The sequence below is a fragment of the Micrococcus sp. LASM2_SD2 genome (assembly GCF_057364565.1).
On sequence record NZ_JBNFOB010000032.1, the window covers coordinates 1 to 14315 of the forward strand.

Sequence of the window (14315 nt, forward strand, 5' to 3'; positions counted from 1 at the left end):
GTCCGGCGGGCGCGCGGCCGCCCGGACCGAGCAGCTCGAAGCAGCCGGCCACGAGCGCGCCGGCCGCCAGTCCCCCGAGGTGCCCCTGCCAGGAGATCCCCGGCACCGTGAGGCTGAAGACGAGGTTCACCGCGAGCAGCACGGTGAGGGAGCCGATGTTGCCGCCGCGGGCCCGGGTGAGCACGAAGACGGCGGCGAAGAGCCCGTAGATCGCACCCGAGGCGCCGAGCACGGGCGTGCGCGGGTCGGACAGCCAGAGCACGGCCACCGAGCCGCCCAGGGCGGAGAGGGCGTAGAGCGTCAGGAACCGGGCCGTGCCCAGCGGACGGACCAGGGCGCGGCCCAGCATCCACAGCGCCAGCATGTTCAGGACCAGGTGCCCGGGGTTCTGCAGGGAGTGCAGGAAGGCGTTGGACAGCATCCGGTACGGCTCCATGACCACCGTGGACGTCTGCCCGGGGGCGTACCAGCCGAGGGCCGTCAGGTCCGCGGCGCTGCCCAGCGTGGCCCACTGCCCTGCGTAGACGAGCGTGGTGAGCCCGATCAGGGCCCAGACCAGCGCCGGGGTGTCCTTCAGGGCGCTGCGCCGGCGCGGCACGCCGGCGGCGCGCTCCTGCTCCCTGCGGGCGGCGCAGTCCACGCACACCACATGCCCGGAGGACGTGGTGCCCGCCTGGCAGTCGAGGCAGGCCGGCCGGCGGCAGCCGACGCAGGCCATGTACGCCGCACGCCCGGATGCCGCGGCACTCGGGGAATCCGGTGCCGCCGGCGTCCGGGCCGTGCGTCTCGTGAGGATCGGTCCGATCTGTCACGTCAGGGGTCTGCCCGGGATGCGGCTCAGGCCTCGGCGATCTCGATGGAGTCGATGACGACGTCCTCCAGCGGACGGTCGCGCGGGTCGGTGGCGACGGCGTTGAGCCGGTCCACGACCTTCTGGGAGGCCTCGTCCTTCACCTCACCGAAGATGGTGTGCTTGCCGTTCAGCCAGCCGGTCGGCACGGAGGTGATGAAGAACTGGGAGCCGTTGGTGCCCGGGCCGGCGTTCGCCATGGCCAGCAGGTACGGGCGGTCGAACTGCAGCTCCGGGTGGATCTCGTCGCCGAACTGGTAGCCGGGGCCGCCGATGCCCATGCCGAGCGGGTCGCCGCCCTGGATCATGAAGTCCTTGATGATGCGGTGGAACACGGTGCCGGAGTACAGCGGGGTGCCGGTCTGCTTCTCGCCGGTCTGCGGGTGGGTCCACTCCTGCTCGCCGGTGGCCAGGCCCACGAAGTTCTTCACGGTCTTCGGGGCGTGGTCTCCGTAGAGCTCCACGACGACGTCGCCCTGGTTGGTATGGATGGTCGCGATATGCGTGGCGTTGGTCATGGGCCTCATTGTTCCATCGACGCCCGCCTGTGGGCAGGGGACGGCGTGCCGCCCACCACACTTACGCGCAGGGCTTAGCCCGCCGGTGCGGTCCCGCGCCCGGTGGGGCGTGCCAGTCTCCTCCCGCGCGACTAGGCTGGGACACAACCAGACACGCGGACGGGCACCCGTCCGCGGCACCCCCAGCTCAAGGAGATCGCATGGGCTTCAAGACCTCCGATTCGACCGCAGAGACCACCGACTTCCGCGACACCGCGTTCGGCACGTTCCTGGACCGCCGCCGCGAGGACGCCCGCCACTGGGCCGCCCCGAAGGTGGAGGCCGCCCGCGCCTGGGGCGAGTACGGCCTGATCGACTCGACCTACCGTGCCAAGATCGCCGGCAAGGAGGGCCGCCGCCTCGCCGAGGACGCCCGGACCCAGGTCGGCCCGCAGCTGGCCGCCGGTGCCGAGCGTGCCAACGCCGCCGTCTCCCAGCAGTACGCCCGCCTGGCCCCGGCCGTGGCCGGACCGGTACCAGAAGTACGCACCGCGAGGTCGCCGCCGGCCTCGCGGCCGTGTCCCCGGCCCTCGCCGGCGGCCTGAACACCGTCCAGGGCTTCCTGGCTGACCTCCAGGACCAGGCGGAGTCCGCCGGCAAGGACCTGAAGAAGACCGCCGAGAAGAAGGGCAAGACGCTGAAGAAGCAGAACACCAAGAACCGCAAGGCCGCGGCCAAGAAGGCCGGCCGCCTCAAGAAGGACCTCGCCAAGCAGGGCAAGGCCGCCGCGAAGGCCACCCGCAAGGGCGCCGCCCAGGGCGGCCAGGACGTCCAGGCCGCCGTCCTGGCCGGTCTCGCCGCCCTCCAGGCCGGCCAGCAGAAGCTGTCCCCCGAGGTCCAGCGCCGCGTGGCCGACGCCACCAAGTACGCCCAGGACCGCCGCGACCAGTACGTCCCGGTGGCCGCCGCCCGCCTGGCGGACGCCGTCGGCAAGGCCGGCAAGTCCGTGCACGACTACAAGGTCCCGGCCTCCGTGGAGGACACCCTCGTCCGCGTGACCGGGGACAAGAAGATCGTGAAGAGGCTGCGCAAGGCGCCGAGGGCTACGCCCACAACGCGGAGAAGGGCATGAAGAAGCATGCCAAGCAGGCCAAGCGCCAGTCCCGCTCCGGCAAGGGCTGGATCATCTCCGGCATGACCGTGGCCGCCGCCGGCGCCGCCTACGCGATCTGGAAGCTGACCAAGCCGGTCCAGGATCCGTGGAAGGCCCCGGCCCCCGGCCCGGTGACCGCCAACGTCCCGGTGGTGGACGCCCACGGCTCCGCCGATCCGTACGCCAAGCAGCGCGCCGCGGTTGCCGAGGCCCAGGCCCGCCGCGACGGCGCCGCCCAGGCCGGCGGCGACGTCCAGGTGGACTCCGTGGACACCGGCGGACCGACCTCCGCCAACCCGGGCATCTCCCGCTGAACCACGGGGCGGTCACGCTGAGGCTTCGCCTCCGGCCCCGTCCCTGACGTGAGCCCCCGCCGGCAGCGCCGGCGGGGGCTCACGTGTGCCGGCCCCGCCACCGGAGGCGACCGCTGGTCGTCTCCGGTGCGAGGCCGTCGTCATGCCTCTCAGTGCCTCACAGGCCGCCGGGCGAGCGGACGAGCTTGTGGTTGGCGAACTCCTCGATGCCCAGCCGGCCCAGCTCCCGGCCGATGCCCGAGCGCTTCACGCCGCCGAAGGGCAGCTCGGCCGAGGACTTGGAGGTCGAGTTGATCCACACCATGCCCACCTCCAGGCGCGCGGCGACGTCCTCGGCCACCTCGGCGCTGGTGGTGTACACGGAGCTGGAGAGGCCGTACGGGGAGTCGTTGGCCAGCTCGATCGCGGCGTCCAGGTCCTTCACCCGGTGCACCACGGCCACCGGACCGAAGATCTCCTCCCGGTAGGCGCGGGCGGACTCGGGGACGTCCACCAGGACGGTCGGCGGGTAGAAGAAGCCCGGACCGTCCGGGACCTGACCGCCGGTGAGGGTCCGGGCGCCGTGGGCCACGGCGTCCTCCACGAGCTCGTGGACGTCCTCCCGCGCCTGCGCCGAGGACAGCGGGCCCACCACGGTGTCCTCGTCCTGCGGGTCTCCGAACGGAACGGAGGACATGCCGGCCACGAACCTCTCCAGGAACGGCTCGTACAGCTCCTCCATCACGATGAACCGCTTCGAGGACGTGCAGGTCTGGCCGGAGTTCACGCAGCGGCCGATCACGGCGTCCTTCGCGGTGGCCTCCAGGTCCGCGTCCGGGGCGACCACGAACGGGTCCGAGCCACCGAGCTCCAGGACGGCCTTCTTCACCTCGCGGCCGGCCTGCTCGCCGACGATCCTCCCCGCCCGGTCCGAGCCGGTCAGGGTGACGCCGGCGATGCGCTCGTCCGCGATCATGGCGCCCACGTGCTCATGGCCCAGGAACGCGTTGACGAAGGCGTCCGTGGGGACGCCGGCGTCCTGGAGCATCCGCTCCACGTTCAGGGCCGAGCGTGCGCAGTTGCCGGCGTGCTTGAGGATCATGGTGTTGCCCAGCAGCAGGTTCGGGGCGGCCACGCGGGCGATCTGATAGTGCGGGAAGTTCCACGGCATGATCATCAGCAGCACACCGATCGGGTCCCGGCGCAGGTACGCCATGCCGCCGGTGGCCGGCTCGATCTGCTCGCGAGCGATCATCTGAGGCCCCTGCTCCGCGTAGTACCGGAAGATGCCGGCGCAGGTCTTCATCTCGCCGCGGGCGGCGGTGATCGGCTTGCCCATCTCCGTGGTGACGTCCTGCGCGAGCTGCTCGGCGCGCTCCTCGTAGAGGTCGGCGATCCGGTGGAGCACGGCGGCGCGGTCCGCGACCTGCGTGCGGCGCCAGGAGAGGTACCCGGCGTGGGCCCGGGCCAGCAGCGGCTCGAGCCGGTCCTCGGTGAGGGCCTCGAACTCCTCGACGAGCTCGCCGGTGACCGGGTTCGTGGTGTGGAAGCGTGCCATGGTGCCCCTTTGCACGTGACGGGCACGGCATCCGGGAGGGTGTGTCCACGGTGACGCCGCGCGCGGGTGTGATGCAGGTCTCCATCCTCGGGCAGGACCGACGGGCACGTCCACCGACGCGGGGCGCCGTGCCGCACCGGCCCTCTTCCTCTGCTCCCGGAGGCTGGGGCAGACTCGGCGCGAGCACGCATCTCGCGTGCGGAAATCGGACACCGGATCGAGCAGCACGAAGAGAGGAGATGCCATGACCACCGAGTTCACCCTGTGGGGCCAGTCCGCCGTCCGGCTGGAGCGGGACGGCCGGAGGATCGGCTTCGACCCGGGCGCCTTCAGCGACGCCGCCGTCCTGGCCGGCGTGGAGACCGTGCTGATCACCCACCTGCACCCGGACCATGTGGTGCCCGAGCGGGTGGCGGCGGCCGTGGACGCCGGTGCCCGTGCCGTCTGGGCCCCCGAGGACCTGGTGGAACAGCTCGCGGCAGCCGGCCTGCCCCGGAAGGTGCTGCACACCGCCGTGCCCGGAGACGTCTTCTCCGCCGGCGGATTCGAGGTACGGGTGCTCGGCGGAGAGCACGCCCTGATCCACGAGGACGTCCCGCGCCCGGACAACGCCGCCTACCTGGTGGACGGCGCCCTGCTGCACCCCGGCGACTCGTTCCCCGCGCTGCCCGAGGGTGTGGAGGTGGACACCCTGCTGCTGCCGGTGAGCGCCCCCTGGATGAAGATCTCCGAGGCGGTCGAGTACGTCCGCACCCTCCGCCCGCGCACCGCGATCCCCATTCACGACGCGATCCTGTCCCGTGACGGCCGCTCCGTGGTGGACGGGATGCTCCCGACGCTCGTCCCCGAGGGCACGCAGTACCTGAGGCTCGGCCTCGGCAGCGCCCACCGGCTCTGAGGTACGCGCCGTTCGCGGCGCCTCGCCGAGTCTTCTCTCTCTCTGCGCCGAACCAGAGGAAGTGGCCCCCTCCGGGCGGTGTGAAGTGACCGATTCCTCTGGTTCGACGCCAGGGCCCGTCTCGTGCGACGCCGGCCGATAGGGTGCTGGGCGTGAGCAGACGGATCCTGGCCGACGTGGACACCGGCATCGACGACGCGTGCGCGCTGATCCAGCTCGCCGGGTGCGGCGCGGAGCTGGCCGCCGTGACGACCGCCGGCGGCAACGCGACCGCGCGGGAGTGCGCTCTCAACACCCTCGGCCTGCTGGAGCTGCTGGGGCTGGGCCACGTGGAGGTCGCTGTCGGGGCCGAGGCGCCGCTGCGACGTCCGGCCGAGACCACGCCGGAGACGCACGGCGAGGGCGGGATCGGCCACGCCCGGGTGCCGCGCCTGCCGGAGCGGCTGTCCCCCCGGTCCGCCGTGGACGTGTGGGTGGACGAGCTGCGCGCCCACCCGGGTGAGACGACCATCCTGTGCACCGCTCCGCTGACCAACCTGGCCCTGGCCCTGCGCGCGGAGCCGCGGCTTCCGGAGCTCGCGGCGGGGATTGTGGTCATGGGCGGGGCCTTCCTGTACCCGGGCAACACGACGCCCACCGCCGAGTGGAACACCTGGTGCGACCCGGACGCCGCCAAGGAGGTCTACGCGGCCTTCGAGGGGCTGCCCCAGGAGCGGCTGCCCCTGGTGTGCTCGTTGGAGACCACCGAGCGGATCGAGTACACCCCGGCCCTGCTGGACGGGCTGCTCACGGGGGCCGGAGCCCGGGCCGTGGGCTGGGCCGTGGACCGGGAACGGCAGGACGGGCCCGTAGCGGACACGGGCGTGCCCGTGCTGGACGTGCTGGCGGACGCGCTGCGCTTCTACTTCGAGTTCCACCATGACTACGACCAGGGCTACGTGGCGCACCTGCATGACCTGTTCGCCGCCCAGGCCGCGGCCGGGGTGGCCGCGTACGGCACGGCAGCCACCGTGGTGGACGTGGAGGCGGACTCGGACCTGCTGCGCGGCACCACCGTCCACGACGACAGACACATCTGGGGCCGCCGCCCGAACGCGCGACGCGTCACGGGCAACGACCCCAGTGCGGTGTTCGCGGCCTTCGCTCAGGCGGCCGCGGCGGTGGCGGAGCGCTCGGAGGGCTCCACGAGGCGGTAGGTGGGCTCGTGCCGCTTGAGCCAGCGGATCACCACCAGCGTGAGCGGGACGATCAGGATCTCGACGAGCGACTTGTAGATGTAGCCGGTGAACGTGTAGTTCGCGAGCTCGGCCAGGCTGATGGTGCCGGCGAACGCGACGAGGCAGAACACCAGGGTGTCCAGGAATTCGCCGACGAGCGTGGACAGGATCAGGCGCAGGGCGACGCTGCGCTCCTTCATCCGCTCCTTCATGCGGGAGACGATCTTCGCGTTGACCAGGCTGCCCACGAAGAACCCGGCGAGGCCGGCGAGGGTCAGGCGCAGGGTGGGGGCGAGCGCCTGGTTCCAGGCCTCGAAGCCCTCCACTGGCGTGGTCAGGGCGACGACCTGGTAGGTCACGGCGGCCACGATCAGCATCAGGAAGCCGATGTAGATGGCGCGGCGCGCGCGGCGGTAGCCGTACACTTCGGCGAGGATGTCGCCCACGATGTAGGCGATCGGGAAGAGGAACGCGCCGCCGTCGAAGATCAGCGGTCCGCCGCCGTAGAAGAGGTCGCTGAAGACCGGGATGGTGGGACCGTAGAAGAGCTTCGCGGCGGTCACGCCGGAGAGCAGGAGGACGCCGACGAAGATGCCGACGAAGAGGTCGTAGTGGCTGTGGGGCACCTCCGCGTACTGCGGGGCGCCCTGCCCAGAGGCGGGCCTGTCTGTGGTGTCAGTGGTGGTAGTCACCGGAACATCGAACCAGATTCCGCCCGGATGTGTGAGCCGCGGCCCGGCCTGCAGCTCTTCCCCTCGCCCCCGACGACGGCGCCGTCGCCTCCGGAGGGCGAGCGGCCGTCGTCGGGCCCTCCCCGGGGCGCGTGGACGGGCCCGGACATGCGGAAGGGCCCCGCCGGCCTCGGTCTTCCGAGTCCGGCGGGACCCTTCCCCTTCGGTGGAGGCAAGGGGACTCGAACCCCTAACCCCCTGCTTGCAAAGCAGGTGCGCTACCAATTGCGCCATGCCCCCGTGTGCTGTCCAGCCCACGGCTGCCCAGTCGTGTGGACCCACTCTAGCGGGTCCGGCCCTCAGCGGATCTCCGGCTCCTCGTCCGGGAGTCCGTCCGTGGCGGAGGCCCAGACCTCGCGGTCCTGCCGGGCCTGCTGCCAGGAGCGGATGCCCCAGGCCGCCGCTGCGGCGGCCGCTGCCACGGCCACCCTGCTGAGCTTCGACACGTCGTGCCTCCTGAGGAGTGGGGTCCCGAGACGGCCGAGGCCCCGTGGAACGGGGCCTCGAGTGCTGTGGGAGTGGGCGTACCAAGACTTGAACTTGGGACCTCTTCGTTATCAGCGAAGCGCTCTAACCGCCTGAGCTATACGCCCTCATCGCCGTGATGCACGGGAGAAACCGTGCTTCACAACGAGAAAGAACTCTACAGGACCGGAGCCGCCGGCGCAAATCGCGGGTGGCTCCGGACGGTGGGGTAACGCGGAGGCCGGCCAGCCGGCCGGTCAGTCGTCCGTCAGGGTCACCCCGAGGCCGCCGACGAGGGCGGCGGAGACGTTGTAGAGGGCCGCGAGCACCACGGACAGCAGGGTCAGCAGGACCACGTTCATCACGGCGACGATCGTGGCCAGGGAGGCCACGGTGCCGAGCGGCGCGAGGTGCTGGACCGTGTAATTGCCGGACTCGGCGCCGAGCACGGTGCCGAGCACGTCGTTCACGCGGTCGAAGATCCCGGCCAGATCCATCAGCGAGTACAGGCCCACCGCACCGATCACGGTGATGATGCCCAGCGCCACGGACAGCAGGAAGCCGAGCTTCATGGCCGACCAGACGTCCACCCGGGAGATCAGCAGCCGTGCGCGCCGCTGCTTGGCCTTGGGAGCCGAGCGGACCAGGCCCTCCTTGCCGGTGCGCTGCGCGGGGCGGGCGGACCGGGTGCCGGCGGCGCCGGACTGGGGGCGCGATGAGGCCGAAGTGCTCACTGCTCTCCTCCGTCTGCGTCCTCGGCGTCGGCCTCAGCGGAGGCGCTCACGTCGTCGGACACGGTGTCGTTCTGGTCGGTGGACTCGTCCAAGAGTACCCCTGCGTCCCCCGCATCGGACGCCCCGGCACCCTCCGCCGCACCGTCCGGGCCGCTGTCGCCGCCGCCGTCCGGGCCGGCCTCCGCGGCCGCCTCGGCGTCCGCCTCGATGGCTTCCTCGTTGTTGAGGGTGACGGCCACGATCCGGTCCTTCGTGCCGGGCTTGGCGAAGATCACACCCATGGTGTCGCGACCCTTGGCCGGGACGCCGGACACGGCGGAGCGGACCACCTTGCCGGACTCCATGACCACGAGGACCTCCTGGTCCTCCTGCACCACGAGGCCGCCGCACAGGCCGCCGCGCTCGTCCACGAGCTTGGCCACCTTGATGCCGAGGCCGCCGCGGTTCTGCGTGCGGTACTCGTCCACGTGGGTCCGCTTGGCGTAGCCGCCGTCGGTCACCGTGAACACGTAGCCGTCCTCCTCCGGGGAGACGACGTCCATGGCCAGCAGCCAGTCGTCGTCCCGGAACTTCATGCCGGTCACGCCGGAGGTCGCACGGCCCATGGGGCGCAGCGCCTCGTCGGTGGCGGTGAAGCGCACGGACTGGCCCTTGCGGGAGATGAGGATGAGGTCGTCGTCCGCGGAGACCACGCGTGCGGAGACGAGCTCGTCCCCGTCGCGCAGACGGATGGCGATCAGGCCGGCGGAGCGGTTGGTGTCGTACTCGCTCAGCAGGGTCTTCTTCACCAGGCCGTTGCGGGTGGCGAGGACGAGGTAGTGGGCGCCGTCGTAACCGGCCAGGGGCTGGATCTGCGCGATGTGCTCGTCCGGCTGGAACGCCAGCAGGTTGGCCACGTGCTGGCCCTTGGCGTCGCGGCCGCCCTCGATGAGCTCGTAGGTCTTGATGCGGTACACGCGGCCGAAGTTCGTGAAGAACAGCAGCCAGTGGTGGGTGGACACGGTGAGGAAGTGCTCCACCACGTCGTCGCCGCGCAGGGAGGCGCCGCGCACGCCCTTGCCGCCGCGGCCCTGGGACCGGTACTGGTCCAGGCGGGTGCGCTTGACGTAGCCGCCGCGGGTGATGGTGACGACCATCTCCTCCTCGGGGATCAGGTCCTCCATGGACATGTCCCCGTCGTAGCCGTAGAGGATCTGGGTGCGGCGCTCGTCGCCGTGCTTGTCCACGATCTCGCGCAGCTCGGTGGAGACCACCTCGCGCTGGCGGGCCGGGTCCTCGAGGATCCTGGTGTACTCGGCGATGAGGGCCATCAGCTCGTCGTACTTGTCCTGGATCTTCTGGCGCTCCAGCGCCGCCAGGCGGCGCAGCTGCATGTCCAGGATCGCCTGGGCCTGCTCGTCGTCGATGTCCAGCAGGGTCTTCAGGGCCTCACGGGCGTCGTCCACGGAGCGGGAGGCGCGGATGGTCGCGATGACCTCGTCCAGCATGTCCAGGGCCTTGAGCAGGCCGAGCTGGATGTGGGCCTCGCGCTCGGCCTTGGCCTTGCGGAAGGCCGTGCGGCGGACGATGACCTCGATCTGGTGCTTCACCCAGTGGTGGACGAAGCCGTCGAGGGAGAGGGTGCGCGGTACGCCGTCTACGAGGGCCAGCATGTTCGCCGAGAAGTTCGACTGCAGCTCGGTGTGCTTGTAGAGGTTGTTCAGCACCACCTTGGCCACGGCATCGCGCTTGAGGACGATCACGAGGCGCTGGCCGGTGCGGCCGGAGGTCTCGTCGCGCATGTCCGCGATGCCGGAGATCTTGCCGTCGCGCACCATGTGCGCAATCTTCTCGGCGAGGTTGTCCGGGTTGACCATGTACGGCAGCTCGGTGACCACCAGGCAGGTGCGGCCCTGGAGCTCCTCCACGTTGACCACGGCGCGCATGGTGATGGAGCCGCGGCCGGTGCGGTAGGCGTTTTCGATGCCCTTGGTGCCGAGGATGGTGGCGCCGGACGGGAAGTCCGGGCCCTTGATCTCCTTGAGGAGGGCCTCGAGCAGCTCCTCGCGGGACGCCTCGGGGTTGTCCAGATACCACTGGACGCCGGCGGCGACCTCGCGCAGGTTGTGCGGCGGGATGTTCGTGGCCATGCCCACCGCGATGCCGGAGGAGCCGTTGACCAGCAGGTTCGGGAAGCGGGCCGGGAGCACGGTGGGCTCCTGCTGCTTGCCGTCGTAGTTCTCCTGGAAGTCGACCGTGTCCTCGTCGATGTCCCGGACCATGTCCATGGCCAGCGGGGCCATCTTGGTCTCGGTGTATCGCTGGGCGGCGGCGCCGTCGTTGCCCGGGGAGCCGAAGTTGCCCTGGCCGAGGGCCAGCGGGTAGCGCATCACCCAGTCCTGGATGAGGCGGACGAGGGCGTCGTAGATCGCAGAGTCGCCGTGCGGGTGGTAGTTGCCCATCACCTCGCCGACCACGCGGGCGGACTTGTTGAAGGAGCGCTCCGGGCGGTAGCCGCCGTCGTACATCGCGTAGAGCACGCGGCGGTGCACCGGCTTGAGGCCGTCGCGCACGTCCGGCAGCGCGCGGCCGACGATCACGGCCATCGCGTAGTCCAGGTAGGAGCGCTTCATCTCGGACTCGAGGTCCACGTGCTCCACGCGGTCCGCGGCGCCCTCGGGCAGCTCGTACATCTGAAGGTCTTCCGAGGCCTCGGGCGGCACGGTGCCGTCGCCGCTCACCTCGTCCGGGTCGAGTCCGCCGGCGACGACGGCCCCCTCCTGGGGTGCGTCGCTCGCCTGCTGCTCGCCCTCGTTCTCCGCCGGGTTCTGCGGGTTCTCCGGGGTGGTCTCGTCGCTCACGCGGGTCCTCTCGTCCTCGTCAGCTGGGGTCTGCCGGCGGCGGGCGCCGCCGGCGACGTCGGTGGGATGTCCGCCCCGTGCCGCCGGGGTCGGCGTCACGGGCGAACTGAAGGATCAGATGTCCAGGAAGCGCACGTCCTTGGCGTTCTGCTGGATGAAGCCGCGGCGGGACTCGACGTCCTCGCCCATGAGCATGGAGAACACCTGGTCCGCGGCGGCGGCGTCGTCCATGGTGACCTGCAGCAGCGTGCGGTGCTCCGGATCCATGGTGGTGTCCCACAGCTCGTTGTAGTCCATCTCGCCGAGGCCCTTGTAGCGCTGGATGCCCGTGTCCTTCGGCAGGCGCCAGCCCTTGGCCTGGCCGGCGGCGAGGGCGGCGTCGCGCTCGGCGTCCGTGAACACGTAGTCGTGCGGGGCGTTGGACCACTTGATGCGGTACAGCGGCGGCTGGGCGAGGAACACGTGGCCGGCCTCGATGAGCGGACGCATGTACCGGAAGAGCACGGTGAGCAGCAGCGTGGTGATGTGCTGGCCGTCCACGTCCGCGTCGGCCATGAGCACGATCTTGTGGTACCTCAGCTTGGAGATGTCGAACTCCTCGCCGATGTTCGTACCGAATGCGGTGATCATGGACTGGACCTCGGCGTTGCCGAGTGCCTTGTCCAGGCGGGCGCGCTCCACGTTCAGGATCTTGCCGCGCAGCGGGAGGATGGCCTGAGTCTCCGGGTTGCGGCCGCGCTTGGCGGAGCCGCCTGCGGAGTCGCCCTCCACGATGTAGACCTCGCAGCGCTTCGGGTCCTTGGACGAGCAGTCGGCGAGCTTGCCGGGCATGCCGAAGGACTCGAGCGGGGACTTGCGGCGGGCGTTGTCCCGGGCCTTGCGGGCGGCCATGCGGGCGTGCGAGGCCATGATGGCCTTGCGGATGATGTCCTTCGCCGGGCCGGGGTTGCGCTCGAGCCAGTCGCCGAGGTGGTCGGTGACCACGCCGTGCACGAAGCCGCGGGCCTCGGAGTTGCCGAGCTTCGTCTTGGTCTGGCCCTCGAACTGCGGCTCGGAGAGCTTCACCGAGATGACGGCGGTCAGGCCCTCGCGGATGTCGTCGCCGGTGAGGTTGTCCTCCTTGGGCTTGAGGATCTCCTTCTCACGGGCGTAGCGGTTGATCAGCGAGGTCAGGGCGGCGCGGAAGCCCTCCTCGTGGGTGCCGCCCTCATGGGTGTTGATCGCGTTGGCGTAGGTGTGGACGGACTCGGAGTAGGCCGTGGTCCACTGCATGGCGATCTCGAGGGCGATCTTGCGGTCGGTGTCCTCGGTCTCGAAGGCGATCACGTCGTCGTGGACGTACTCGACCTTCTTCTTCGAGTTCAGGTGCTCGACGTAGTCCAGCAGGCCGTTCTCGTAGAGGTAGGTGACCTCGCGGCGCTTGGGGGCGGCGTCCTCGTCCGCGGCGAGGCCGGACTCGTCCGCGGTCTCGTCCTCGGCGGTGCCCTCGGCCACGACCTCGTCCTCGAGGACCTGGTTCTCCTCGATGACGCGCTCGTCCACCAGCGTGATCTTGAGGCCCTTGTTGAGGAACGCCATCTGCTGGAAGCGGGCGCGCAGCGTCTCGTAGTCGTACTCGACCGACTCGAAGATCTCCGGGTCGGCGTAGAACGTCTGGGTGGTGCCGGTGGCCTCGGTGGCCTCGCCCTTGACCAGCTCGCCCTGCGGGACGCCGCCGTCGGCGAAGGACATGCTCCAGATGTGGCCCTGGCGGCGGACCTCGGTCTCCACGCGCCGAGACAGGGCGTTGACCACGGAGATGCCGACGCCGTGGAGGCCGCCGGAGACCGCGTAGCCGCCGCCGCCGAACTTGCCGCCGGCGTGGAGGATCGTCATGACGACCTCGACGGTCGGCCGGCCCTCGGTGGGGTGCATGTCCACGGGGATGCCGCGGCCGTCGTCCTCCACGCGGACGCCGCCGTCCTCCTGGAGGGTGACGGTGATCTCCGAGGCGTAGCCGGCCATGGCCTCGTCCACGGAGTTGTCCACGACCTCGTACACGAGGTGGTGGAGGCCGCGGGGGCCGGTGGAGCCGATGTACATGCCCGGGCGCTTGCGGACGGCTTCGAGGCCCTCGAGCACGGTGATGGCGGAGGCGCCGTAGTCCCCGGGGACCTTGCGGTCCTGCTTGTCCTGGGCGTTGCGCTCGGCCGCGGTCTGCTGCGGTGCGGCGGCCTCCGCGGCGTCCTGGTGCTGAGGACCCTCGGCGGGCGAGCCGGAGTGTGCGTCGTTCACGGGTGCTCTTGACTCCTCGGTGTCTTCACGTCGTCTCCCGCCGCGGGTGCCCGGTCCGGCGGTGTCCTCGGGCGCGTACGCGCGCGCAGGGGCCGGTCCGGTCACGGGCGGCGGGGCGGCTCCCGGCGGACCGAGAGCGTCATTCTTGTCCATTCTACGGGATGCGGCCGCCGCTCTGCGGAATCTGCGGGGGTCGCCGCGGGGAAGATCTTCCGCAGGAGGCCGTGGACGCCGCTCAGGACGTCCGAGCAGACCTCGGTATGGGGGCCGTATCGTCCGCGGGGCCGAACGCCGCTCAGAGCGGCGCATGGCACCTCGACCTGGGGACGAAGCCCGGGTCCTGCCGAGACCCGTCTTGACGACGGCCGTCTCCGGCCCACACTCACCCGTAGGTGTCGCGCGGTCCGCGGCCACGGACGCTGCGCGGCCCCTTCTTCCAGCTGGGGGCCTGTGGGCCGGCGACGTCGATGCGGGTGACCACGCCGGTGCCGAGCTCCTGGTCGAAGCGGGCCAGCAGCATCGGCCCCATCAGGCGCAGCTGGGTGGCCCAGGCGGTGGAGGTGGTGCGCACGCGCACCACGGAGTTCTCGAAGCTCTCGGGTCGGCAGTGCTGGGCGATGTCCGGGCCGACCAGCTCGGCCCAGCGCGTCAGCACGGAGCCGACCGCCACGGGGGTGGACCAGCCGCGGTCCCGGATGAGGCGGCCGAAGACGTCGCCGACCACCGCTGGGTCCCGGTCGTCGGCCTCGGTCCGCCGCCACGGCGGCTCCGGGCCTTCCAGCTCCTCGACGCGCTGCTCGGTCCG

General features: G+C 71.1%; 14 protein-coding genes and 2 tRNA genes. 5 read left to right on the forward strand and 11 right to left on the reverse strand.

The genetic code is table 11. From position 1 onward, the window contains the following. Positions 1-640 (reverse strand): rhomboid family intramembrane serine protease (locus tag AC2W7A_RS03345; RefSeq protein WP_485990111.1); only part of this gene is annotated, 640 nt, incomplete at its 3' end. A 197-nt stretch (positions 641-837) separates the two neighbouring features. After that, positions 838-1368 carry a peptidylprolyl isomerase gene (locus AC2W7A_RS03350; RefSeq protein WP_485990112.1) on the reverse strand — a complete coding sequence of 177 codons (531 nt, stop codon included), beginning with the start codon at positions 1366-1368 and terminating at the stop codon, positions 838-840. A gap of 200 nt (positions 1369-1568) precedes the next feature. Between AC2W7A_RS03350 and AC2W7A_RS03355 the strand changes: the two genes are divergently transcribed. The 3 genes from AC2W7A_RS03355 to AC2W7A_RS03365 are packed head-to-tail and all read left to right on the forward strand — an operon-like array spanning position 1569 to position 2814. Then, the gene (locus tag AC2W7A_RS03355; protein WP_485990113.1) at positions 1569-1952 is read left to right on the forward strand and encodes a hypothetical protein; all 384 of its coding nucleotides are present in this window, start codon (positions 1569-1571) and stop codon (positions 1950-1952) included. Next, the gene (locus AC2W7A_RS03360; RefSeq protein ID WP_485990114.1) at positions 1925-2479 is read left to right on the forward strand and encodes a hypothetical protein; all 555 of its coding nucleotides are present in this window, start codon (positions 1925-1927) and stop codon (positions 2477-2479) included. Before AC2W7A_RS03355 ends, AC2W7A_RS03360 begins: the two co-directional genes overlap by 28 nt. Next, complete coding sequence (locus tag AC2W7A_RS03365; protein ID WP_485990115.1) at positions 2476-2814, forward strand: hypothetical protein; 339 nt, start codon at positions 2476-2478, stop codon at positions 2812-2814. Before AC2W7A_RS03360 ends, AC2W7A_RS03365 begins: the two co-directional genes overlap by 4 nt. 157 nt (positions 2815-2971) lie before the next feature. Here the strand turns inward: AC2W7A_RS03365 and AC2W7A_RS03370 are convergent, their stop codons facing one another. Beyond that, positions 2972-4351, reverse strand: coding sequence for an NAD-dependent succinate-semialdehyde dehydrogenase (locus AC2W7A_RS03370; RefSeq protein ID WP_485990116.1), 1380 nt, complete (start codon positions 4349-4351; stop codon positions 2972-2974). A gap of 244 nt (positions 4352-4595) precedes the next feature. Between AC2W7A_RS03370 and AC2W7A_RS03375 the strand changes: the two genes are divergently transcribed. Then, positions 4596-5249 carry an MBL fold metallo-hydrolase gene (locus tag AC2W7A_RS03375; RefSeq protein WP_485990117.1) on the forward strand — a complete coding sequence of 218 codons (654 nt, stop codon included), beginning with the start codon at positions 4596-4598 and terminating at the stop codon, positions 5247-5249. A gap of 152 nt (positions 5250-5401) precedes the next feature. Continuing rightward, a complete protein-coding gene (locus AC2W7A_RS03380; protein WP_485990118.1) occupies positions 5402-6445 on the forward strand; it encodes a nucleoside hydrolase in 1044 nt (347 codons plus the stop codon). Here AC2W7A_RS03380 and AC2W7A_RS03385 read toward each other — a convergent pair. From AC2W7A_RS03385 to AC2W7A_RS03420, 8 genes are all read right to left on the reverse strand, one after another. Then, complete coding sequence (locus tag AC2W7A_RS03385; RefSeq protein WP_485990119.1) at positions 6394-7158, reverse strand: queuosine precursor transporter; 765 nt, start codon at positions 7156-7158, stop codon at positions 6394-6396. The two genes, AC2W7A_RS03380 and AC2W7A_RS03385, sit on opposite strands and share 52 nt — an antisense overlap. Positions 7159-7364: 206 nt before the next feature. Beyond that, a tRNA-Ala gene (locus AC2W7A_RS03390) sits at positions 7365-7437 on the reverse strand. A gap of 59 nt (positions 7438-7496) precedes the next feature. Continuing rightward, positions 7497-7643 (reverse strand): DLW-39 family protein, encoded by a 147-nt coding sequence (locus AC2W7A_RS03395; RefSeq protein ID WP_485990120.1) that lies wholly within the window; start codon positions 7641-7643, stop codon positions 7497-7499. A 73-nt stretch (positions 7644-7716) separates the two neighbouring features. After that, positions 7717-7790 (reverse strand) — tRNA-Ile (locus tag AC2W7A_RS03400). 129 nt (positions 7791-7919) lie between these two features. After that, positions 7920-8396 carry a DUF3566 domain-containing protein gene (locus AC2W7A_RS03405; protein ID WP_485990122.1) on the reverse strand — a complete coding sequence of 159 codons (477 nt, stop codon included), beginning with the start codon at positions 8394-8396 and terminating at the stop codon, positions 7920-7922. Then, positions 8393-11236 (reverse strand): DNA gyrase subunit A, encoded by a 2844-nt coding sequence (gene gyrA, locus AC2W7A_RS03410; RefSeq protein ID WP_485990124.1) that lies wholly within the window; start codon positions 11234-11236, stop codon positions 8393-8395. Before gyrA ends, AC2W7A_RS03405 begins: the two co-directional genes overlap by 4 nt. Before the next feature lie 114 nt (positions 11237-11350). Beyond that, positions 11351-13510, reverse strand: coding sequence for a DNA topoisomerase (ATP-hydrolyzing) subunit B (gyrB, locus tag AC2W7A_RS03415; protein ID WP_485990125.1), 2160 nt, complete (start codon positions 13508-13510; stop codon positions 11351-11353). A 382-nt stretch (positions 13511-13892) separates the two neighbouring features. Continuing rightward, positions 13893-14315, reverse strand: a 423-nt coding sequence (locus AC2W7A_RS03420; RefSeq protein WP_485990126.1) for a DciA family protein, incomplete at its 5' end; no start/stop codon positions are given.